General features: G+C 74.1%; 21 protein-coding genes. 13 read left to right on the top strand and 8 right to left on the bottom strand.

Features of this window, described 5'->3' with window-relative positions; translation table 11 throughout:
- Positions 1 to 112: 112 nt before the first annotated feature.
- Genes IQ279_RS06325 through paaA form a run of 5 tightly spaced genes read right to left on the bottom strand, consistent with a single transcriptional unit; the run spans position 113 to position 3,708 of the window.
- Complete coding sequence (locus IQ279_RS06325) at positions 113 to 1,180, bottom strand: 2Fe-2S iron-sulfur cluster-binding protein (RefSeq protein WP_206347329.1); 1,068 nt, start codon at positions 1,178 to 1,180, stop codon at positions 113 to 115.
- Positions 1,177 to 1,725 (bottom strand): 1,2-phenylacetyl-CoA epoxidase subunit PaaD, encoded by a 549-nt coding sequence (paaD, locus tag IQ279_RS06320; protein ID WP_372445081.1) that lies wholly within the window; start codon positions 1,723 to 1,725, stop codon positions 1,177 to 1,179. Before paaD ends, IQ279_RS06325 begins: the two co-directional genes overlap by 4 nt.
- Positions 1,719 to 2,441: a 1,2-phenylacetyl-CoA epoxidase subunit PaaC gene (gene paaC, locus IQ279_RS06315; protein ID WP_206347327.1), complete on the bottom strand. Its 723-nt coding sequence runs from the start codon at positions 2,439 to 2,441 to the stop codon at positions 1,719 to 1,721. Before paaC ends, paaD begins: the two co-directional genes overlap by 7 nt.
- The gene (gene paaB / locus IQ279_RS06310) at positions 2,438 to 2,725 is read right to left on the bottom strand and encodes a 1,2-phenylacetyl-CoA epoxidase subunit PaaB (RefSeq protein WP_206347326.1); all 288 of its coding nucleotides are present in this window, start codon (positions 2,723 to 2,725) and stop codon (positions 2,438 to 2,440) included. Before paaB ends, paaC begins: the two co-directional genes overlap by 4 nt.
- Positions 2,722 to 3,708: a 1,2-phenylacetyl-CoA epoxidase subunit PaaA gene (gene paaA / locus IQ279_RS06305; protein ID WP_206347325.1), complete on the bottom strand. Its 987-nt coding sequence runs from the start codon at positions 3,706 to 3,708 to the stop codon at positions 2,722 to 2,724. Before paaA ends, paaB begins: the two co-directional genes overlap by 4 nt.
- 195 nt (positions 3,709 to 3,903) lie before the next feature.
- Between paaA and IQ279_RS06300 the strand changes: the two genes are divergently transcribed.
- The 3 genes from IQ279_RS06300 to IQ279_RS06290 all read left to right on the top strand — a co-directional run bounded on the left by IQ279_RS06300 (position 3,904) and on the right by IQ279_RS06290 (position 6,769).
- Positions 3,904 to 4,647: a DUF5819 family protein gene (locus tag IQ279_RS06300; RefSeq protein WP_372445080.1), complete on the top strand. Its 744-nt coding sequence runs from the start codon at positions 3,904 to 3,906 to the stop codon at positions 4,645 to 4,647.
- A 194-nt stretch (positions 4,648 to 4,841) separates the two neighbouring features.
- Complete coding sequence (locus tag IQ279_RS06295; RefSeq protein WP_206347488.1) at positions 4,842 to 6,086, top strand: HTTM domain-containing protein; 1,245 nt, start codon at positions 4,842 to 4,844, stop codon at positions 6,084 to 6,086.
- Positions 6,083 to 6,769, top strand: a complete 687-nt coding sequence (locus tag IQ279_RS06290) for a TrmH family RNA methyltransferase (protein ID WP_307792239.1) — start codon at positions 6,083 to 6,085, stop codon at positions 6,767 to 6,769. The genes IQ279_RS06295 and IQ279_RS06290 overlap by 4 nt, the downstream gene beginning before the upstream one ends.
- Before the next feature lie 64 nt (positions 6,770 to 6,833).
- Here the strand turns inward: IQ279_RS06290 and paaN are convergent, their stop codons facing one another.
- Positions 6,834 to 8,546: a phenylacetic acid degradation protein PaaN gene (gene paaN, locus IQ279_RS06285; RefSeq protein ID WP_206347324.1), complete on the bottom strand. Its 1,713-nt coding sequence runs from the start codon at positions 8,544 to 8,546 to the stop codon at positions 6,834 to 6,836.
- Between the two features lie 181 nt (positions 8,547 to 8,727).
- Between paaN and IQ279_RS06280 the strand changes: the two genes are divergently transcribed.
- Complete coding sequence (locus IQ279_RS06280) at positions 8,728 to 9,396, top strand: TetR/AcrR family transcriptional regulator (RefSeq protein WP_206347323.1); 669 nt, start codon at positions 8,728 to 8,730, stop codon at positions 9,394 to 9,396.
- 48 nt (positions 9,397 to 9,444) lie between these two features.
- Here IQ279_RS06280 and IQ279_RS06275 read toward each other — a convergent pair whose 3' ends face one another.
- Positions 9,445 to 9,945 carry an Lrp/AsnC family transcriptional regulator gene (locus tag IQ279_RS06275; RefSeq protein WP_206347322.1) on the bottom strand — a complete coding sequence of 167 codons (501 nt, stop codon included), beginning with the start codon at positions 9,943 to 9,945 and terminating at the stop codon, positions 9,445 to 9,447.
- A 179-nt stretch (positions 9,946 to 10,124) separates the two neighbouring features.
- Here IQ279_RS06275 and pdhA point away from each other — a divergent pair, with 179 nt between their 5' ends.
- The 9 genes from pdhA (at position 10,125) to IQ279_RS06230 (ending at position 19,786) form a co-directional block, all read left to right on the top strand.
- On the top strand, positions 10,125 to 11,312 hold the full coding sequence (gene pdhA / locus IQ279_RS06270) for a pyruvate dehydrogenase (acetyl-transferring) E1 component subunit alpha (protein WP_206347321.1): 1,188 nt from the start codon (positions 10,125 to 10,127) through the stop codon (positions 11,310 to 11,312).
- On the top strand, positions 11,309 to 12,415 hold the full coding sequence (locus IQ279_RS06265; protein WP_372445079.1) for an alpha-ketoacid dehydrogenase subunit beta: 1,107 nt from the start codon (positions 11,309 to 11,311) through the stop codon (positions 12,413 to 12,415). Before pdhA ends, IQ279_RS06265 begins: the two co-directional genes overlap by 4 nt.
- Positions 12,415 to 13,821 carry a dihydrolipoamide acetyltransferase family protein gene (locus tag IQ279_RS06260; protein WP_206347320.1) on the top strand — a complete coding sequence of 469 codons (1,407 nt, stop codon included), beginning with the start codon at positions 12,415 to 12,417 and terminating at the stop codon, positions 13,819 to 13,821. Before IQ279_RS06265 ends, IQ279_RS06260 begins: the two co-directional genes overlap by 1 nt.
- 91 nt (positions 13,822 to 13,912) lie before the next feature.
- Positions 13,913 to 14,878, top strand: coding sequence for an NTP transferase domain-containing protein (locus IQ279_RS06255; RefSeq protein WP_206347319.1), 966 nt, complete (start codon positions 13,913 to 13,915; stop codon positions 14,876 to 14,878).
- Positions 14,875 to 16,323, top strand: coding sequence for a molybdopterin molybdotransferase MoeA (locus IQ279_RS06250; protein ID WP_206347318.1), 1,449 nt, complete (start codon positions 14,875 to 14,877; stop codon positions 16,321 to 16,323). Before IQ279_RS06255 ends, IQ279_RS06250 begins: the two co-directional genes overlap by 4 nt.
- A 4-nt stretch (positions 16,324 to 16,327) precedes the next feature.
- Positions 16,328 to 17,389 (top strand): potassium channel family protein, encoded by a 1,062-nt coding sequence (locus tag IQ279_RS06245; RefSeq protein WP_206347317.1) that lies wholly within the window; start codon positions 16,328 to 16,330, stop codon positions 17,387 to 17,389.
- A gap of 9 nt (positions 17,390 to 17,398) precedes the next feature.
- Positions 17,399 to 18,388 carry an NAD(P)H-quinone oxidoreductase gene (locus IQ279_RS06240; RefSeq protein ID WP_206347316.1) on the top strand — a complete coding sequence of 330 codons (990 nt, stop codon included), beginning with the start codon at positions 17,399 to 17,401 and terminating at the stop codon, positions 18,386 to 18,388.
- A gap of 97 nt (positions 18,389 to 18,485) precedes the next feature.
- Positions 18,486 to 19,148: a hypothetical protein gene (locus IQ279_RS06235; RefSeq protein ID WP_206347315.1), complete on the top strand. Its 663-nt coding sequence runs from the start codon at positions 18,486 to 18,488 to the stop codon at positions 19,146 to 19,148.
- A gap of 68 nt (positions 19,149 to 19,216) precedes the next feature.
- Positions 19,217 to 19,786, top strand: coding sequence for a bacterial proteasome activator family protein (locus IQ279_RS06230; RefSeq protein WP_206347314.1), 570 nt, complete (start codon positions 19,217 to 19,219; stop codon positions 19,784 to 19,786).
- A gap of 113 nt (positions 19,787 to 19,899) precedes the next feature.
- On the opposite strand, the gene IQ279_RS06225 is transcribed toward IQ279_RS06230, so the two are convergent.
- Entirely contained in the window at positions 19,900 to 21,615 is a 1,716-nt protein-coding gene (locus IQ279_RS06225; protein WP_206347313.1) for a Stk1 family PASTA domain-containing Ser/Thr kinase, read from the bottom strand.
- Between the last annotated feature and the right edge of the window lie 56 nt (positions 21,616 to 21,671).

Raw genomic sequence — 21,671 nt, 5'->3', positions numbered from 1 at the left:
AAAGAGGCCCGGCGCGGAGTCGGAGCGCGCCGGGCCCACCGGCTGTGCGAAAGCCGGTTGTCCCAAGGGCCCGTGGGCCGTGGGCCGTACCGTCCGAGAGGCTCTGGAACCCTCAGGCGTCGAAGTCCACCTCGACGGCATCGGTGACCGGCCGCGACTGGCAGGCCAGCACATATCCCGCCGAGACCTCCTCCGGCTCCAGGGCGAAGTTGCGGTCCATGCTCACCTCGCCGGACACCAGCCGTACACGGCAGGTGCCGCACACCCCGCCCTTGCAGGCGTAGGGCGCGTCGGAGCGGTTGCGCAGCACCGTCTCCAGCAGCGTCTCGCCCTCGGCGGCGGGCCAGACGCCCATCCGGCCGTCGAGCGTGGCGGTGAGCTTCGAGCCGCCGGGCGCGGTACGGGCGGCCGTCCGCTGCTCCGCGGCCGGGGAGGCGTCGTCCACATGGAAGATCTCCTGGTGGACCTCGGCGGCGGGCACCCCGAGCGCGGTCAGCGCGCGCTCCGCCTCCCGGACCAGCCCGTGCGGCCCGCACAGGAACCAGCCGTCCACGTCGGGCACCGGCAGCAGGGCGGGCAGCAGGTCGGCGAGGCGCTCGGCGTCGAGCCGCCCGGTGGGCAGGCCGGCCTGGCGTTCCTCGCGGGAGAGCGTGTGCACCAGATGGAAGCGGTCCGGGTGGCGGTCCTTCAGCTCGGCGACCTCCTCCAGGAACATCGCCGACGCCGCGGTGCGGTCGGTGCGGATCAGGCAGAACCGGGCGTCCGGCTCCTCGGCCAGCAGCGTGGCGGCGATGGACAGCACCGGTGTGATGCCGCTGCCGCCGACGACCGCCGCGAAGCGGCCGGGACGGGGGCGCAGGGTGAAGCGGCCCGTCGGGGGCGTCACGTCGACCGTGTCTCCGGCGGACAGCTCCTTGACGGCGTGGGCGGAGAACGCGCCGCCCTCCACCAGCCGGATGCCGACCCGGAGTACCGGCTCGGTGGGTGCGGGGACGGCGGGGGAGCAGGCGGAGTAGGTGCGGCGCACCTCCGCGCCGTCCACCTCGCGCCGCAGGGTGACGTGCTGGCCCGGAACGTGGCGGAAGGTGTCGTGCAGCTCGGGCGGCACCTCGAACGCCACGGCCACCGAGTCGTCCGTGAGCCGCTCCACCTCGCGGACCCGGAGCGGATGGAACCTCATAGCAGCTCCTTGAAGTGGTCGAACGGCTCCCGGCAGGAGGCGCAGCGGCGCAGCGCCTTGCAGGCGGTGGAGGAGAAGCGGCTGAGCAGGGTGGTGTCGGCCGAGCCGCAGTGAGGGCAGCGGATGGCCAGGTCCACCGCGACCGGCCCGCCGCTGTCGGAGGCACCCGCACCGGGACGGGGCGGGGCTATCCCGAACTCGGCCAGCTTGCGGCGGCCCTCGGCGGTGATCGCGTCCGTCGTCCAGGGCGGGGAGAGGACCGTGCGGACCGTCACCTCCGCCACGCCGTACTCGTGCAGTGCCCGCTCCACGTCGGCGGACATCGCCTCCACCGCCGGGCAGCCGGTGTAGGTGGGGGTCAGCTCGACCTCCACCCGGCCGGGCCCGAGCAGGTGCAGACCGCGCAGCACTCCCAGCTCGGCCAGGGACACCACCGGCAGCTCCGGGTCCGGGACGGAGCCGGCGATCTCACGCAGCTCCGCCTCCAGCACCGTCGTCCCAGCCGCCGCCTTTGCCGCCTTCGCCTCTGCCGGGGGCGTCACCACGACGCTCCAGGGTGGCTGCGGTGCAGATGCTGCATCTCGGCGAGCATCCGGCCGAACGGCTCGGTGTGGACACCCTGCCGTCCGGCGCCGGCGGCCCAGGGGCTGCTCCGCGGCCCTTCGGGGACGGTGAGGGCCGCGCGCTCCAGCACACCGGTGATGCGCCGCGCCCACTGCTCGTCCAGTCCGGCCCAGTCGACGTCCAGGCCCTCGACGGGCCGGAACAGCTCGCCGGTGTGGCGCCACAGCCCCTCCAGCGCGTCCTTCATGCGCTTGCGGCTCGTCTCGGTGCCGTCGCCCAGGCGCAGTGTCCAGTGCTCGGCGTGGTCGCGGTGGTAGGCGACCTCCTTGACCGCCTTGGCGGCCAGCGCGGCGAGCTCGGCGTCGTCGGTACCGCCGTCGGCCAGCCGCTCGTACAGCAGCTCCTGGTAGGCGGAGAAGTACAGCTGGCGGGCGATGGTGTGGGCGAAGTCGCCGTTCGGCTGCTCGACGAGCTGCACGTTGGTGAAGGCCCGTTCCTCGCGGAGGTACGCCAGCTCGTCCTCGTCCCCGGCCATCGTCAGCAGGGCGCGGGCCTGGCCGAGGAGGTCCAGCGCGATGTTGGCGAGGGCGACCTCCTCCTCCAGGACGGGTGCGTTCCCGGCCCACTCCCCCAGCCGGTGGGAGAGGACCAGTGCGTCGTCGCCGAGGGCCAGCACGGCCGTGCGGGGAGCGCTCACAGGTGCCGCACCCCTTCCGGGACCTCGTAGAAGGTGGGGTGGCGGTAGGGCTTGTCGGCGGCGGGCTCGAAGAACGGGTCCTTCTCGTCGGGCGAGGAGGCGGTGACCGCGGACGACGGCACCACCCAGATCGAGACGCCCTCCGACCGCCGGGTGTACAGGTCCCGCGCGTTGCGCAGGGCCATCTCGGCGTCGGGCGCGTGCAGGCTGCCGACGTGGGTGTGGGACAGGCCGCGCCTGCTGCGGACGAAGACCTCCCACAGGGGCCATTCGCTGGTGGTCATGCCGCCGTCCTTCCGTCGCCGTCCTGCCCGCCGTGCTTGCGGGCGTACGCCGCGGCGGCCTCGCGCACCCAGGCGCCCTCCTCATGGGCGCGGCGGCGGCGGTCCAGCCGCTGATCGTTGCACGGGCCGTTGCCGCGCAGCACCTCGTGGAACTCGGACCAGTCGATCGGCCCGAAGTCGTAGTGCCCGCGCTCCTCGTTCCACCGCAGCTCGGGGTCGGGCAGGGTCAGGCCGAGGGACTCGGCCTGGGGCACGCAGATGTCCACGAAGCGCTGGCGCAGCTCGTCGTTGGAGTGCCGCTTGATCTTCCAGGCCATCGACTGGGCCGAGTGCTTCGAGGCGTCGTCGGGCGGTCCGAACATCATCAGCGACGGCCACCACCAGCGGTCCACGGCATCCTGCGCCATGGCGTGCTGGGCCTCGGTGCCACGGCTCAGCGCGAGCAGCAGCTCGTACCCCTGGCGCTGGTGGAAGGACTCCTCCTTGCAGACGCGGACCATGGCCCGCGCGTAGGGCCCGTAGGAGCAGCGGCACAGCGGCACCTGGTTGGTGATGGCCGCGCCGTCCACCAGCCAGCCGATCGCGCCGACGTCGGCCCAGGTCAGGGTGGGGTAGTTGAAGATCGAGGAGTACTTCTGGCGCCCGGAGTGCAGCTTGTCCAGCAGCTCGTCGCGACTGGCGCCGAGCGTCTCGGCGGCGCTGTAGAGGTACAGCCCGTGCCCCGCCTCGTCCTGCACCTTGGCCATCAGGATCGCCTTGCGGCGCAGCGAGGGCGCGCGCGTGATCCAGTTGGCCTCCGGCTGCATGCCGATGATCTCGGAGTGGGCGTGCTGGGCGATCTGGCGCACCAGCGTGGCGCGGTAGGCGTCGGGCATCCAGTCGCGCGGCTCGATCCGCTCGTCCGCCGCGATCGCCGCGTCGAACACCTCCTGGTGCGCTCCGGGCCCTCCGCCCCGGTCCGTCTCCGGCAGCAGCGTCGTCATGCAGAGCTCCCTTGCTCCTGGCGAGGAACCAACCGACCGATCGTTCGGTTCAATGGTGGTCGTCCGGGCCCCAAGGTGTCAAGGCTGTGGATAACCTCGTAGGGCCGCCGCGGACCGGGGCGGCCGCGGGGGAGCGCGACCGTTGTCGCGGGGTCGTGAGAGCGGGGCCCGGACGGGCCCGAGATCGGGGAGGGCATGGATCCACAAGCACAGACGCGCCAGGAGGCGCCGCCGCCCCCGGCGGCGGACGGCGCCCCCTCCGGTACGCCTCCCGAGGAGCCTTCCGGCACGCCCCCCGAGGACGCCCCCGGGGTGATGTCGCTCCCGCCCGCGGCGCGGATCGCCGTCGCGGTGGCGCTGGGCGTCGTCACCGTGCTCACCGGCGTGCATCTGACGATGGTCTTCCTGCACGTCGCGCCGGACAACACCCTCAGCAAGCAGCACGGTTCGACGGTCTCGGACTACATCAACCCCGAGTTCGAGCAGAACTGGAAGCTGTTCGCCCCCAACCCGCTCCAGCAGAACATCGCCGTCCACGCACGCGCGGAGGTGGTCCGGCCGGACGGCGGACGCGAGCGGACCGGCTGGGTGGACCTGACGGCGATGGACATCGGCAACATCCGCGGCAACCCCTTCCCCAGCCACACCGACCAGAACGAGCTCCGCCGCGCCTGGGACTTCTTCACCGGCTCGCACGACCAGGAGAACCGGTCCAACGGGCTGCGCGGGGACCTCTCCGAGGAGTATCTGCGGCGGATCGTAATGTCGCGGTTCGGACCCGAGCTGAACGGCGGCGAGATCCGGCGCGTGCAGGTGCGGTCGGCGACCACGCCGGTCGCGCCGCCGCCGTGGAGCGGTGAGAGCGCGGGCGCCGAGACCACGTACCGGGTGCTGCCCTGGTGGCCGGTCGACCGCACGGACATCCCGGAGGACAAGTGACACAGTCCGAGAACGGCTCCCCCGCGCCCGTGCCCGCCTCCACCACGTCCGCCTCCGCCGCGTCCGTCCCCGGCGTGTCCGTCCCCGGCGCCCGGCGGGCCGGGGAGCAGCCTTCGCGGGCCGGGCAGCGGCCGTCCGGCGAACCGTCCGCCGCGCCGCCCGCCGCACCGCCCCGGTCGTGGTCGCGGCGTCTGCTGTCGAAGGCCGACGAAGCGGTCGCACGCGGCATCGTCAAGGTCAGCGACCGGGCGCTGGGCCCGTACCAGAGCGCGGTCGTCCGGATCGGCTTCTCCTTCACATGGCTGGTCTTCCTGCTCTTCGAGTGGCCCCACCGGCGCGAGCTGTACGGCCCGGACGGCCCGTGGAGCTGGGAGCTGGGCGAGCGGCTGGTGGCGGGCAACCACGCCTTCACGGTGCTGCTGTGGTCCGACAGCGCCGTCTGGTTCGAGGCCGTCTACGCCCTGGCCGTGCTCTCCTCCGCCGCGCTGCTGGCCGGCTGGCGCACCAGGACCATGTCGGTGCTGTTCATGGTCGGCGTGCTGTCACTGCAGAACCGCAGCGTCTTCATGGGCGACGGCGGCGACAACGTCATCCATCTGATGGCGATGTACCTGGTGCTCACCCGCTGCGGCCGGGTCTGGTCGCTCGACGCACGCCGCGCCCGCCGCTCCCGCGCCGGGGGCGGCGCGGGAGCCGGGGGGAACGACCTGGTCGGCATCGCGCTGTGGTCGCTGCTCGGCGCCGTCCTGCTGGTGGCCACCGCGGGCGGCCGGCTGAGCTGGTTCGGCGACGACGGCCCGGTGCTCTACGTGGGCTGGGCGACCTTCCTGTGGGGCCTGTGGCTGGTGTACGGACTGTGGTGGTACGTCACCCGCCCCGCGGACGGACGGGAGAACGTCCGCCGGCTGATGGACGTGCTGGGCAACATCGTCCACAACGCCGTCCTGCTGATCATCATGGCCGAGGTCTGCCTGATCTACGCGACCGCCGGCTGGTACAAGATCCAGGGCTCCCGCTGGCAGGACGGCACCGCCGTCTACTACCCGCTGCACCTGGACTACTTCTCCCCCTGGCCGGCCCTCGCCGAGGTGCTGGGCAGCAGCGGACTGATGGTCATGCTGCTCACCTACGGCACGGTGATCGTCCAGGTCGCCTTCCCCTTCACCCTCTTCAACCGCCGGGTGAAGAACGTGCTGCTCGCCGTGATGATGCTGGAGCACGCCTCCATCGCCGTCATCCTCGGTCTGCCCTTCTTCTCGCTCGCCATGATCGCGGCCGACGCCGTCTTCCTGCCGACGGTCTTCCTGGTCTGGATCGGGGCCGGGGCGTCCCGGGCGGCCGGGCGGCTGCGCCGCGGCCGACCGCGCGAGCCGGAGGAGGAAGCGGAGACCTCCGAGGGCTCCGGGGCCGACGGCCCCGCACGTACCCTCGTGGGGTGAGCGAAGGCAAGACGGAGAACCGGCCGGTGCGGGACGAACTCGTGCGGGACGAGCCCGTGCAGTACGACGAGGGCTACGGCACGGAGGTGGGCGTCGGCCCCCACCCCGAGCCGTGGCCGGCCGGTGGGCACTACGACCCGGAACTGCTGGCCGGCGGCGACCGGCGCAACGTCGTGGACCGCTACCGCTACTGGACCCGGGAGGCGATCGTCGCCGACCTCGACACCCGGCGGCACGACTTCCACGTCGCGGTGGAGAACTGGAACCACGACTTCAACATCGGCAGTGTCGTGCGTACCGCCAACGCCTTCCTGGCCAGGGAGATCCACATCGTCGGGAAGCGCCGGTGGAACCGGCGCGGCGCGATGGTCACCGACCGGTACCAGCACATCACCCACCATCCGGACTTGGCCGCGCTGGCCGGCTGGGCACGGGCCGAGGGGTTGCCGGTCATCGGGATCGACAACCTCCCCGGCGCCGTCCCGCTGGAGACGACCGAACTGCCCCGCCGCTGTGTGCTGCTCTTCGGCCAGGAAGGCCCGGGGCTGACGCAGGAGGCCTGGAAGCACGCCGAACGCGTCTGCTCCATCGCCCAGTTCGGCTCCACCCGGTCCATCAACGCGGGCGCGGCGGCGGCCATCGCCATGCACGCCTGGATCCGCGCGCACGCCGACATCGGCTGAGAGCGCCCCGCCGGGGCCGTCCGGCCCGGGGCCCGCCGCACGGCGGGCCCCGGGGGCGGGGGCGTCAGGCTTGCCGACGGACCTCCACCACACGGAAGCGACTCGCCACGAAAGCCCCGTCGCACAGCGCGGCGTTGGCCGCCGGGTTGCCGCCGGAGCCGTGGAAGTCGGAGAACGCCGCGGTCTGGTTCACGTACACCCCGCCGGTGAGGTTCAGCGAGAGCTGGGCGCACTCCTCCAGACAGGCCTCCTCCACCAGCCGCTCCACCTCGGGCGAGGTGGTGTAGGCGCCGACCGTCATCGCGCCCTTCTCCCGGACGGTGCGGCGCAGCAGCTCGACCGCCTCGGCGGTGGAGTCCACGGCGACGGCGAAGGAGACCGGACCGAAGCACTCCGACATGCAGACCTCCTCCGACTCGGGCTTCGCCCCGTCCAGCCCGACGATCGCCGGGGTGCGGACCGTGGCGCCGGGGAACTCCGGATGCTCCACCGCGCGCGAGGCCAGGATGGTCTCGCCCAGCTCCGAGGCGCCCTCCAGCCGCTCGCGCACCCCGGGGTTGACGATCGCGCCCAGCAGCGCCACCGCCCGCTGGTCGTCGCCCAGCAGCTTGCCCACCGCGCCCGCCAGGTCGGCGGTGAACTCCTCGTAGGACTTGTGGCCCGCGTCGGTGTCGATGCCGCCTCGCGGGATCAGCAGGTTCTGCGGGGTGGTGCACATCTGGCCGCTGTAGAGGGACAGGGAGAAGGCCAGATTGCCCAGCATGCCCCGGTAGTCGTCGGTGGAGTCGACGACGATCGTGTTCACGCCGGCCTTCTCGGTGAAGACCTGGGCCTGGCGGGCGTTGGCCTCCAGCCAGTCGCCGAAGGCGGTCGAACCCGTGTAGTCGATGATCCGGACCTCGGGGCGCAGGGCCAGCTCCCTGGCGATGCCCTCGCCGTCCCGCTCGGCGGCCAGCGCCACCGTGTTCGGGTCGAAGCCGGCCTCGGCGAGGACCTCACGGGCGACCCGCACCGTCATCGCCAGCGGCAGGACCGCGCGCGGATGCGGCTTGACCAGCACCGGATTGCCCGTGGCCAGGGAGGCGAACAGGCCCGGGTAGCCGTTCCAGGTGGGGAAGGTGTTGCAGCCGATCATCAGCGAGACCCCGCGCGGCACCGGTGTGAACCCCTTGGCCAGCTCCAGCGGGTCCCGCTTGCCCTGCGGCTTGGACCACCGCGCCGAGGCCGGGGTGCGGGTCTGCTCGGCGTAGGCGTACGCCACCGCCTCCAGACCGCGGTCCTGGGCGTGCGGGCCGCCGGCCTGCATCGCCATCATGTACGCCTGCCCGCTGGTGTGCATCACCGCATGGGCGAACTCGTGGGTGCGCGCGTTGATCCGGGCCAGGATCTCCAGGCACACCAGCGCCCTCACCTGAGGCCCCGCGTCCCGCCAGGCGGGCAGCGCGGCGCGCATCGCGGGCAGCAGCGCCTCGATGTCGGCATGCGGGTACTCCACGCCCAGCTCGACACCGTACGGCGAGACCTCGCCGCCCACCCACCCGTCCGTGCCGGGCTGGTCCAGCTCGAAGCGGCGGCCCAGCAGGGCGTCGAACGCGGCCTTCCCCCCGGCGGGGCCGAGCGTGCCGTGCTCCTCGCCGTACGCCTTGGGGTGCTCCGGATACGGGGACCAGTACTCCCTGGTGCGGATCGCCTCCAGCGCCCGCTGGAGCGTCGGGCGGTGCTTGTCCGCGAGCCCCTCCGGGGTCAGCGGCGGGGCCTGGGTGGGTGCGGCGGCCATCGGGGACCAACTCCTCGTCGAGCTTGCGAGCGGGCGGGCGCGGCGCCCGTACGGACGGTGCCGGGGCGGGCCGTGGAGGGCGCGCGGGCAGCCGTGCGCGGACGGACGGACAGGTAGATACTGCTACCGAACGATCGGTCGGGGCAAGAGGGGCAGGCCGCCTGTGGATAACATCGAGACCATGCCAGTCGAGCCGCCCGTCAAGCCGCCAGTCAAGCCGTCGGCCGGGTCGCCGGCCGACCCCCCGGCCAGGCCCTCAGCCAAGTCGCCGGGGCGCGACACCTACACGCCCGAGTCGCTCCTCGCGGTGGCCGTGGAGGTGTTCAACGAGCGTGGCTACGACGGCACTTCGATGGAGCACCTCTCCCGTGCGGCGGGGATCTCCAAGTCCTCCATCTACCACCACGTGCGGGGCAAGGAGGAACTGCTGCGCCGGGCGATAGCCCGCGCGCTCGACGGCCTCTTCGCCATCCTGGACGAGCCGGACGCCGGCCGGGGACGGGCGATCGAGCGGCTGGAGCACGTCACCCGCCGCACCACCGAGGTGCTGATGGCCGAGCTGCCCTACGTCACCCTGCTGCTGCGGGTACGGGGCAACACCCGCACCGAGCGCTGGGCGATGGAGCGCCGCCGGGAGTTCGACCACCGGGTGGCCGGGCTGCTGAAGGCCGCCGCCGCAGAGGGCGACATCCGCTCGGACCTGGAGGCCCGGCTGGCCACCCGGCTGCTGTTCGGGATGATCAACTCCATCGTGGAGTGGTACCGCCCGCAGCCCGGGGACGCCGCGGACCGCGAGCGGGTCGCCGACGCCGTGGTGCGGCTGGCCTTCGAGGGGCTGCGCAAGCAGTAGCGGCAGCGGCGCGGGAGCCGGGGGCGGGGACCGGGTGCGGCCCGCCGCTCACGGCTCGGGCTCGAGATCGGTCTCCTCGAAGACCAGCAGGGTGCGGGTGCTCAGCACCTCCGGCATCGCCTGTATCCGGGTGAGCACCAGCTCCCGCAGCGCCCGGTTGTCGGCGGTGTGCACCAGCAGCAGCACATCGAAGTCGCCGCTGACCAGTGCTATGTGCGCGGCGCCCGGCAGCGCCTGGAGCTTCTCGCGCACCGCGCGCCAGGAGTTCTGCACGATCTTCAGCGTGATGTACGCCGACGCGCCCTGGCCGGCCCGCTCGTGGTCCACCCGGGCCGCGAAGCCGCGTATCACCCCGTCCTCCACGAGGCGGTTGATCCGGGCGTACGCGTTCGCCCGGGACACGTGCACCCGTTCGGCGACCGACCGTATCGACGCGCGCCCGTCCAGTTGCAGCATCCGCAGGATGGACCGGTCGACGGGATCGAGCGGTCTGGCGGGCGGCCGGTTCCCCTCCTCCGGCGCCTCGGGGGCCATCTGTTCTTCCGGCATGGCCTGCCGCCTCCCCTCCATGGACGTCCTGCCGACATCCCACGCGGTGCGGAACCGTTTGTCCACAGGGCGATGCCACCCGTAGCCAAAATGCGCCGGCGACCGAACAATCGGTAGGGGAGGTCGCCCGATCCGGCGGCCCCCCTGCCCGCAGATGCCCCCCTACCAGGAGGTGCCGCATGACAGTCCTGGAGCAGCCAGGCGCATACCGCCCCGCGCCGGCGCCCGCCTGGCAGCCGCGCACGGACCCGGTGCCGCTGCTGCCGGACTCCGAGCCGTACCGGCTGCTGGGCACCGGCGCCGACCTCGACCCCGGCCTGCTCAGGACGCTCTACGCGCACCTGGTGAGGGGCCGCCGCTACAACCGGCAGGCCACCGCGCTCACCAGGCAGGGCAGGCTCGCCGTCTACCCCTCCTCCACCGGGCAGGAGGCGTGCGAGGTGGCCGCGGCCCTGGTGCTCCGGGAGCGCGACTGGCTCTTCCCCAGCTACCGCGACACCCTCGCCGCCGTCGCCCGCGGCATGGACCCGGCCGAGGCGCTGGGTCTGCTGCGCGGCGACTGGCACACCGGCTACGACCCGCACCGGCACCGCGTCGCCCCGCTGTCCACACCGCTGGCCACCCACCTGCCGCACGCCGTCGGGCTCGCCCACGCCGCCCGGCTCAAGGGTGACGACGTGGTGGCGCTGGCCATGGTCGGCGACGGCGGCACCAGTGAGGGAGACTTCCACGAGGCGCTGAACTTCGCCGCCGTCTGGCGGACCCCGACGGTCTTCCTCGTGCAGAACAACGGCTTCGCGATCTCCGTCCCCCTGGCCAAGCAGACCGCCGCGCCCTCGCTGGCCCACAAGGCCGTCGGCTACGGCATCCCCGGCCGGCTGGTGGACGGCAACGACGCCGCCGCCGTCCACCGGGTGCTGGCCGAGGCCGTCGAGCGCGCCCGGCGCGGCGAGGGGCCCACCCTCGTGGAGGCCGTGACCTACCGGATCGACGCCCACACCAACGCCGACGACGCCACCCGCTACCGCGGCGACGACGAGGTCGGGGAATGGCTCGAGCACGACCCCGTGGCGCTGCTGGAGCGCGAACTGGCCGAGCGCGGCCTGTTCGACGACGCGACACGCGACGGGGCGCACGAGGAGGCCGAGGAGATGGCCTCGCTGCTGCGCGATGCGATGAACGAGGACCCGGTGCTCGATCCGATGGACCTCTTCGGCCACGTCTACGCGGAGAAGACCACGCAGCTGGGGGAGCAGGCCGCACAGCTGCGCGCGGAGCTGGACGCGGAGAACGACGACCAGGACGGGAACGGCGGGAACGGCGGGGACGGCGGGCACGCCGGGAACATTGCGGGAGGCGAGCGATGACGACCGCGACCACGGGCAGGAGCGCGGACAGGGCGGACGGGAAGAAGCAGGCCGGATCCGGGGCCGCCCGCAAGCCCGCCACCATGGCCCAGGCCCTCAACCGCGCGATGCGCGACGCCATGGCCGAGGACCCGTCCGTGCACGTGCTCGGCGAGGACGTCGGCACGCTCGGCGGCGTCTTCCGCATCACCGACGGCCTGACCGCCGAGTTCGGCGAGGACCGCTGCACCGACACCCCGCTGGCCGAGGCCGGCATCCTGGGCGCGGCCGTCGGCATGGCCATGTACGGGCTGCGGCCGGTGGTGGAGATGCAGTTCGACGCCTTCGCCTACCCGGCCTTCGAGCAGCTTCTCAGCCACGTCGCCAAGATGCGCAACCGCACGCGCGGCGCGCTGCCGCTGCCCATCACCATCCGGGTGCCCTACGGCGGCGGGATCGGCGGTGTGGAGCACCACAGCGACTCCTCCGAGGCCTACTACATGGCCACCCCCGGCCTGCACGTGGTGACCCCGGCGACGGTGGCCGACGCCTACGGGATGCTGCGGGCCGCCATCGCCTCCGACGACCCGGTGGTCTTCCTGGAGCCCAAGCGGCTGTACTGGTCGAAGGCCGACTGGTCGCCCGAGGAGCCGGAGGAGGTCGCGCCCATCGGACGTGCCGCCGTCCGCCGGGCCGGCACGTCCGCGACGCTGGTCACCTACGGCCCGTCGGTGCCCGTCTGCCTGGAGGCGGCCGAGGCCGCCCGCGAGGAGGGCTGGGACCTGGAGGTCGTCGACCTGCGCTCCCTGGTCCCCTTCGACGACGAGACGGTCTGCGAGTCGGTGCGGCGCACCGGGCGGGCCGTGGTCGTCCACGAGTCCTCCGGTTTCGGCGGCCCGGGCGGCGAGATCGCCGCCCGGATCACCGAGCGCTGCTTCCACCACCTGGAGGCGCCGGTGCTGCGGGTGGCCGGATTCGACATCCCCTACCCGCCGCCGATGCTGGAGCGCCACCACCTGCCCGGAGTGGACCGGGTCCTGGACGCCGTCGCCCGGCTCCAGTGGGAGTCGGAGTGGACCGAGCGGCCCGAGGCCTTCGGAGCCACCGGAAGGGGTGGCCGCTGATGGCCGAGGTCCGCGAGTTCGCCCTGCCCGATCTGGGCGAGGGGCTGACGGAGGCCGAGATCGTCCGCTGGCTGGTGTCCGTGGGCGACGTCGTCGCCGTCGACCAGCCGGTGGTGGAGGTCGAGACGGCCAAGGCGATGGTCGAGGTGCCGTGCCCGTACGGCGGTGTGGTCACCGCCCGGTTCGGGGAGGAGGGCGCCGAGATCCCCGTCGGCGCGCCGCTGGTGACGGTGGCCGTCGGAGCGTCCGCCGTCCCGGCGGGCGGGCCGGCCGCCGCCGCCCCCGCCGAGGCGCGGGCCGACGCTCCGGCAGACACCTCGGAGAAGTCCGGGAACGTGCTGGTGGGGTACGGCACGGGCGCGCCCGCCGCCCGCCGCAGGCGGGTCCGCCCGGCGAACGGCGTGCCCGTCCCGCCCCCCGCCGCTCCGGCTCCGGAGCCCGCCGCCCCCGCCGCTCCGGCTCCGGAGCCCGCCGCACCCGTGGCGGCCGGCCGGCCCGCGGCGCCCGTGGACATCCGCCCTGCCGACGGACCCGTCCCGGTGATCTCGCCGCTGGTACGGCGACTCGCGCGGGAGCACGGGGTCGATCTGCGGCAGGTCGCCGGCTCCGGCCCGCGGGGGCTGATCCTGCGCGCCGACGTCGAACGCGCGGTGGCGGCGGCCCGGGTGGAGCCCGCCCCGGCCGCCGCCACCGCCGTGTCCGCACCCGCGCCCGCCGCGCACGGCGAGCGGATCCCGCTGCGCGGGCTGCGCGGTACGGTCGCCGACAAGCTCTCCACCTCCCGGCGCGAGATCCCGGACGCCACCTGCTGGGTGGACGCCGACGCCACCGAACTGCTCGCCGCCCGTCGGGCGATGAACGCCGCGGGGCCGAAGATCTCCCTGCTCGCGCTCCTCGCCCGCATCTGCACGGCCGCCCTCGCCCGGTTCCCCGAGCTGAACGCGACGGTGGACACGGCCGCGCGCGAGATCGTCCGGCTGCCCGAGGTCCACCTGGGCTTCGCCGCGCAGACCGACCGCGGACTCGTGGTCCCCGTCATACGCGACGCCCACACCCGCGGCGCGGCCGGACTGTCCGAGGAGATCGCCCGGCTCACCGAGTCCGCCCGCGCGGGGAGACTGACGCCCGCCGAGCTGACCGGCGGCACCTTCACCCTCAACAACTACGGCGTGTTCGGGGTGGACGGCTCGACTCCGATCATCAACCACCCCGAGGCGGCGATGCTCGGGGTCGGCCGCATCACTCCCAGGCCGTGGGTGCACGAGGGCGAGCTGGCGGTGCGCCAGGTCGTGCAGCTGTCCTTCACCTTCGACCACCGGGTGTGCGACGGCGGTACGGCGGGCGGTTTCCTGCGGTACGTGGCGGACTGCGTCGAGCACCCGGCGGTACTGCTGCGCACCCTTTGACGTCCTGACGTCCTGACGTCCGTCTGACGTCCGCCTCCCCGGCCCGGGCCCCCTTCGCCCGGACCGGGGAGGCGGGGGTCACACTCGGGACATGACTGATGTGTACGACGCCGTCGTCATCGCCGGCGGCGCCGCCCGCCGGCTCGGCGGGACGGACAAGCCCGCCCTCACCGTCGGGGGCCGGACGCTGCTCGACCGGGTGCTGGACGCCTGCGCGGACGCGGCGCGGACGGTGGTCGTCGGCCCGCGCAGGCCGACGGCCCGGCCGGTGGACTGGACGCGCGAGACTCCGCCCGGCGGCGGACCGCTGGCGGCCCTCGACGCCGGACTGCGCCGCACCGGGAGCGGGACGGTGCTGGTGCTCTCCGCCGATCTGCCGTTCCTGACGCCCGCCACAGTGCGGGCGCTGCTGGACGCCGTGCGTGCCGTGCACGGCACGCACGGCACGGCTCCCGGCACCGGCGGCACGGCCGCCCCCGACGGGGCGGTCGTGGTGGACGGCGGGCGTGCCCAGCCCCTCCTGGGCGCCTACCGCGCCGAGTCCCTCCGCCGCGAACTGGCCCTGCTCGCCGCCGAGCACGGGCGGCCGGCGAACCTTCCCCTGCGGCTGCTCACGGACGAGCTCGTACTGCGCCGCATCGCCCCCGCCGGCCCCGAGGAGGCCCGTGACTGCGACACCTGGGAGGAACTCGCCTCGGCCCGCTCCCGCATCAGGGAGCATGGACGTGTGCTGAACGAATGGATGACCGCGGCCAAGACCGAACTCGGTGTCGACCTCGACGTCGACACCGCCGCCCTCCTCGACCTCGCGCGGGACGCCGCGCACGGCGTGGCCCGGCCCGCCGCCCCGCTGACGACCTTCCTCGTCGGATACGCGGCGGCGCGTGCGGGCGGAAGCCCCGAGGACGTGGCCGAGGCCGCGCGCAAGGCCGCCGAACTGGCCCGGCGCTGGGCCGGGGAAGCCGCCGAGTCCGCCGGGGCCGCCGGGGCGGAGGGCACGGGGAAGACCGGCGGCAGCGGGCAGCCGCGCGGCGGAGAGGGAACGGACGCCGGATGAGCGGCGACGAGCTGGCCGACGCCCTGGCCCTGGCCAACGGCCGTGGCGACACACGCGGCACCGTCCCCGGCGGCACGCACGGCGGCATCCGCGGTGACGGTCGGCCGGTGGGACGGGAACCCGGACCGGCCTCCCGGGGCAGCGGCCCTCACGACCCCCGCGCCCCCCACGACGCGCAGGACGCGGTACGGCACCGCGACTGGCCCGCCGCCCGTGCCGCCGCCGCCCGCGCCGGGGCCGGCCGGTGGCCCGAGCCCGCCGCCGTCCCCCTGGACGAGGCCCTCGGCCACCGTCTCGCCGCCCCCCTGACCGCGCTCACCGATCTGCCGGCGTTCGACGCCTCGGCCATGGACGGCTGGGCCGTCTCCGGCCCCGGCCCGTGGGAGCCGCTCGACCCCGAGGACGGCACCCCCCAGGGCACATCCCAGGGCACCCCCCACACCACGCCCCACGGCATCCTGGCCGGCGACGACCGCCCGGCCCCGCTCCCGGACGGCCACGCCGTCCGCATCGCCACGGGCGCCCGCATCCCGCCCGGCACCACCGCCGTGCTGCGCTCCGAGTACGGCGAGGTCCGCGACCGGCGGCTGCGTGCGAGCGGCGCGCCCCAGCACGGTGCGGACATCCGTCCCCGCGGCCAGGAGTGCCGTGCGGGCGACCACCTGCTGCCCGGCGGTACGCCGGTCACCCCGGCCGTGCTGGGCCTGGCCGCCGCCGCGGGCTGGGACGAGCTGCCGGTGGTGCGCCGCCCCCGCGCCGAAGTCCTGGTGCTGGGCGATGAGTTGCTGGCCTCCGGCATCCCCTCCGGCGGCCGGGTCCGCGACGCGCTCGGCCCGATGGTCGGTCCCTGGCTGACGGCTCTGGGCGCCGAGGTCACCACCACCCGCCGCCTGGGCGACGACGCCGGGGCGCTGCACGCCGCACTGGAGGAGACCGCCGCCGACCTCGTCGTCACCACCGGCGGCACGGCCTCCGGTCCCGTCGACCACGTCCATCCGTCCCTGCGCCGCCTGGAGGCGGAGCTGCTGGTCGACGGGGTGCGCGTACGTCCCGGCCACCCGATGCTGCTGGCACGGCTGCCCTCGGGCGCGCATCTGGTCGGGCTGCCCGGCAACCCGCTGGCGGCCGTGTCCGGGCTGCTCACCCTCGCCGAACCGCTGCTGCGGGCCGCCACCGGCGCCGGTCCGGCCGAGGCGCGGCACGGGGAGCGGTCCGCGGCGGACGACCCCCTGCCCCGCGCCGCCCTCCTAGGCGAGGTCCAGGGCCACCCCCGTGACACACGGCTGGTCCCGGTCGTGCAGGATGGCGGTGGCGTGCGGCCGCTGCGGTTCAGCGGCCCCGCGATGCTCCGCGGCATCGCGGCGGCCACCGCCCTGGCGGTCGTGCCGCCCGGCGGCGTCCCCACCGGGGCCGGCGTACACCTCCTGAGACTCCCGTGGGCGTGACGGCATGAACCACACCTCGCCCGAGGAACTGCAGCACTTCGTGCAGCTGCCCGAGCCCGCGGCCGGGCCGCTGCGGCAGGTGCTGCGGCGGCTGGTGGCCGCGCTGATCGTGCTGCTCGTGACGGTGTTCCTGGTGTACCTCGAGCGTGACGGCTACACGGACAACGCCGACGGCGAGGTCTCGCTGCTGGACTGCTTCTACTACACCACCGTCACCCTCTCCACGACCGGCTACGGCGACATCGCCCCGGTCAGCGACAGCGCCCGGCTGGTCAACGTCCTGGTCATCACCCCGCTGCGCGTCCTGTTCCTGATCATCCTGATCGGCACCACCCTGGAGGTGCTGGCCGAACGGACCCGCCAGCAGTTCCGCCTGGCCCGCTGGAGGTCCTCCTTGCGCGACCACACCGTCATCATCGGCTTCGGCACGAAGGGGCGTTCCGCGGCCGAGACGCTCATCTCGACCGGGGTCCCCCGGGAGCGGATCGTGATAATCGATCCGAGCCGCAAGGTCGTCGAGGCGGCGAACGCCGACGGCTACACCGGCGTCGTCGGCGACGCGACCCGCAGCGACGTCCTGCTGAAGGCGGAGGTGCAGCGGGCCGCCCAGGTGGTCATCTCCACCCAGCGCGACGACACCGCGGTTCTGGTGACGCTCACCGCCCGCCAGCTCAACCGCGGTCTGCGCATCGTCGCGGCGGTGCGCGAGGAGGAGAACGCGCCGCTGCTGCGGCAGTCCGGCGCGGACTCCGTGATCACCAGTGCCAGCGCCGCCGGACGGCTGCTCGGGATGTCCATGCTCAGCCCGAGCGCGGGCGCGGTGATGGAGGACCTGATCCACCAGGGCACGGGGCTGAACCTCACCGAGCGCCCGGTCACCAAGGCCGAGGCCGGCCGCTCCCCTCGCGAGTGCAGGGACCTCGTGGTCTCCGTGGTCCGCGGCCACCGGGTGCTGGGCTACGACGACCCGGACGCGGCCGTCCTGGAGCTGACCGACCGCCTCGTCGTCATCCGCCGTGCCACCCCCTCCACCACCGTCATGCCCTCGGAGACCCCGCGGAGGTAGCGTCACCCCATGCACGCGATCACCATCACCGAACCCGGCGGCCCCGACGTCCTCGCCTGGACGGAGGTGGACGACCCCGTGCCCGGCGACGGGGAGGTCCTGGTCGAGGTGGCGGCCGGCGCCGTCAACCGGGCCGACATCCTCCAGCGGCAGGGCTTCTACGACCCGCCTCCGGGCGCGTCGCCCTACCCCGGGCTGGAGTGCGCGGGCCGGATCGCCGGGCTGGGGCCGGGCGTGGGCGGCTGGAGGACCGGCGACCAGGTGTGCGCGCTGCTCGCCGGCGGCGGGTACGCGCAGAAGGTCGCCGTGCCGCACGGCCAGCTCCTGCCGCTGCCCGAGACTCCCGACGGCCCGCTCGACCCGGTCGCCGCCGCCGCCCTCCCCGAGGTCGTGTGCACGGTCTGGTCGAACGTCTTCATGCAGGCGAGGCTGCGCCCCGGCGAGACCCTGCTGGTCCACGGCGGGGCCAGCGGCATCGGCACCATGGCGATCCAGCTCGCCAAGGCCGTCGGCGCGCGGGTGGCGGTCACCGCGGGCAGCCGTGGGAAACTGGAGCGCTGCGCGGAGCTGGGCGCGGACGTCCTGATCGACTACCGCGAGCAGGACTTCGCCGAGGAGGTCCGGGCGGCCACCGGCGGACGCGGCGCGGACGTGGTCCTCGACATCATCGGCGCCAAGTACCTGGAGCGGAACGTCAGGGCGCTCGCCCGCGGCGGACGGATCGTCGTCATCGGGCTCCAGGGCGGGGTCAAGGGGGAGCTGAACCTGGGTGCGCTGCTCGCCAAGTGCGGTACGGTCTCGGCCACATCGCTGCGCGGCCGTCCGCTGGAGGAGAAGGCGGAGATCGTCACCGCGGTGCGCGAGCACGTCTGGCCGCTGATCGCCGCCGGGCGGGTCCGCCCGGTCGTGGACCGCACGGTGCCGATGAGTAATGCCTCCCGGGCTCACCGGGTACTCGAGGAGAGCGATCACGTGGGCAAGGTCGTCCTCACCGTCTGAGGCGCCGGTCCGGCGGGCCGGGCCGGGATGCCGGGTCCGCGCGTTCGTGTGACGCTTGTTACACCATTCGATGCCTGGTACGGGAGGGGGCGTAGCGGTGAGGGAAGCCGCGATCACCCTGCTGGCCTGCGCGATGGTGCTGGTTCCGGCACCCGTCGCCCTGGCCTCCCAGCAGTCCGCGGCCGTTTCGGCCGTGCCCGGCGGCGCGCGGGACGCGGTGGAGCCCCGGGCTGAGGGTCCGGGCAAGCCCTCGTCCTCCCCCACCGCCTCCCCGGACGACCCGGAGGAGAGCGGGGAGCCGGACGACCCGGAGGAGACGGACGACCCGGAGGAGACGGAACGCCCCCCGAGGCTCACCCTGCCGCCGTGGCCGCCGGACGGCTCCTCCCCCGGCCCTGACCCGTCGTCCACGTCCACACCCACGCCGGAGCCCTCCTCCGGTGAGCCCTCCGGCGAACCGTCCGGTACGGCCCCCGGCGGGGACGGCGACGAGGAGCGCGGCCCCACCGAATCCGCCGGACCGCCGGGCACGCCGCGGCAGACCCCCCAGGGCCGGGCCGAGCAGATCGTCGACCGGCAGAGCGGCGGCGGCCACTACGACGACTACGTGTACGACGACGGCCGAAGCGCCGACGAGCCGGCCCGGCACCGTGCGACTCCCGCCACCGGCGGTCAGCTCCTCCCGGTGCTGCCGCTCGGCGCGGGGCTGACCTTCCTGGGCCTGGGCCTGGCCTCGCTCGCCCTGCGGCTGCGGCGCTGAGAAGGGCCGCGTCGCCCCCCGGGGGGATCGCCCTTCGGCCGCACGGGCGGGCATTGCAGAATGGGGGTATGACTCAGCCGATGAACGAACGCTCGCAGGAGAGCCAGCACGTCCTGGTCGTCGGGCCGGACGGAATGGCCCTCGGCAGCGCCGCCGCTCCCAGGAGCGGGGACGGCGGCTCCGACGACGAGCCGCGCGAGATCCCCGTGACGGAGATGGTCGAGCAGCCCGCGAAGGTCATGCGGATCGGCAGCATGATCAAGCAGCTCCTGGAGGAGGTCAAGTCGGCCCCCCTGGACGAGGCCAGCCGCGCCCGGCTCAAGGAGATCCACGCCAGCTCGGTCAAGGAGCTGGAGGACGGTCTGGCGCCCGAGCTGATCGAGGAGCTGGAGCGGATCTCGCTGCCGTTCACCGACGACGCGGTGCCCACCGATGCCGAGCTGCGGATCGCCCAGGCCCAGCTGGTGGGCTGGCTGGAGGGGCTGTTCCACGGCATCCAGACGGCGCTGTTCGCCCAGCAGATGGCGGCCCGCGCCCAGCTGGAGCAGATGCGCCGCGCGCTTCCGGCGGGTGTGATGCCCGAGGAGGAGGGCGACGGGCGCGGCGGCCAGATCCGCTCCGGCGGCCCCTACCTCTGAGCGGCCACCCCTGAGAGCGCCGCCCCGGGCGCCCGCCCCGGGCGGCCCGGGCTCCGCACGCGCGAGGGGCGGCACGCGATCCGCGTGCCGCCCCTCGTCCGCGTCCGCCGCCGTCAGCCCTCCGGGTGGCCGGTGGAGACGGTCAGCGTGATCTTGTCCTTCTTCGGGTCGAAGCCGTCGTAGGCCTCCGGGGACTGCTTGAGGACGGTGTTCTTCCCGTACAGGTTCTCGTCCTCGTACTCGACGTCCTCCAGGACCCAGCCCGCCTCGCGGACGCAGTCCTTGACCGAGTCCAGGTGCTTGAACGTCAGGTCGGGCATGCTCGTCTTGCCCTTGTCGAAGAGGCTCTCCGAGGCCTCCGTGCACTTGGCCGGATCGATGGTCTTCGAGGTGTCCTCGTCCTTGAAGCCGTCGTCGCCGTCGTCGCCGTCGTCACCGCCGTCGTCCGTGTCCGTGCCGGTGCCTTCGCCCTCGGTCTCCTGGCCGCCCGTGCCGCCGGAGTCGCCCCCGCCGGTGCCCGCGGGCTGCTCGGCCGTCCGGACGGGCCCCGGGGACTCGCCCGCCCGCGGATCCTCCCCGCTGCCGCCGTTGAGCGTCACGGCGATGATCACGGCGGCGACGACGATGATCGCCGCGACCGCCGATCCGACGATCACCCCGGTGTTCCTGCCGCCCGAGGGCTGGGGCGGGACGGTGTACGGCGGCGGGGTCGGCGCACCGCCCTGGGGACCGTACGGGCCCGGTACCGGCGTGGAGTAGCCCTGCTGGACCGGCCCCGCGGCCCCGAAACCGGCCGCCGGCGCGTAGTGCGGCTGGTACGGCTGCTGCACGTTCGGCGGCGGCGGGGTGGTCTGGGCGTCCACCGGCGGGAAGACCGACTGGGAGACGGCCGCCCCGCTGTTGGGGCCGGGGGCGCCGCCGGCGATCAGCGGGGTGGTGTTCGAGGCGACCACCGAGTTGCGGACGCGCTCGCACTCCTGGCGCATCGCCTCGGCCGTCGGGAACCGCTCGTTGGGGTTCTTCCGCAGCGTCCGCGCGATCAGCGCGTCCACGGCCGCGGGCAGCGACCGGTTGACCGACGACGGTACGGGCGGCTCCTCCTGGACGTGCGCGTACGCGATGGCCAGCGGTGAGTCCGCGTCGAAGGGGAGGCGCCCGGTGAGCAGCTCGAAGAGCATGATGCCCACCGAGTACAGGTCGGAGCGGGCGTCCACGCCGCGCCCCAGCGCCTGCTCGGGGGAGAGGTACTGCGGGGTGCCGACGACCATGCCCGTCTGCGTCATCGAGGTGACGCCGGACTGCATGGCGCGGGCGATGCCGAAGTCCATCACCTTGACCGTGCCGCGTCTGTTGAGCATGACGTTGCCCGGCTTGATGTCCCGGTGCACCAGGCCCACCTCGTGGCTGGCCTCCAGCGCGGCGAGCACCTCGGAGACGATCGTCAGCGCCTTGTCGCTCGGCATCGCCCCGAGCCGGGCCACGTCCTCGTCGAGGACGGTGCGCAGCGGCTTGCCCTCGACGTACTCCATGACGATGTAGGGCACCGTCGCGCCGTCGGCCTCGTCCTCGCCGGAGTCGAAGACCGAGACGATGTTGGTGTGCGTCAGTTTGGCGACCGCCTGCGCCTCACGGCGGAAGCGCTCCCGGAAGGACTGCTCGCGGCCCAGCTCGGTGTGGAGGGTCTTGACCGCCACCTGCCGGTCGAGCACCGTGTCGTAGGCGAGGTGAACCGACGCCATGCCGCCCTGGCCCAGCAGATCGCGCAGCTGGTAGCGCCCGCCGCCGACCGTACGCCCCCGGTACGCGGCCTGCGCGCCGTCGTCGCTCATCTGACTGCTTCCCCCTCGGCGCCGCAGGACTGCCGTCTTACGGGCCTGCGCGTGTG

The sequence above is a fragment of the Streptomyces verrucosisporus genome, assembly GCF_017114865.1.
Classification (GTDB): Bacteria; Actinomycetota; Actinomycetes; order Streptomycetales; family Streptomycetaceae; genus Streptomyces; species Streptomyces fenghuangensis.
The sequence above is the reverse complement of the archived record's forward strand: the minus strand, read 5'-3'. Positions and strand labels throughout refer to the sequence as shown.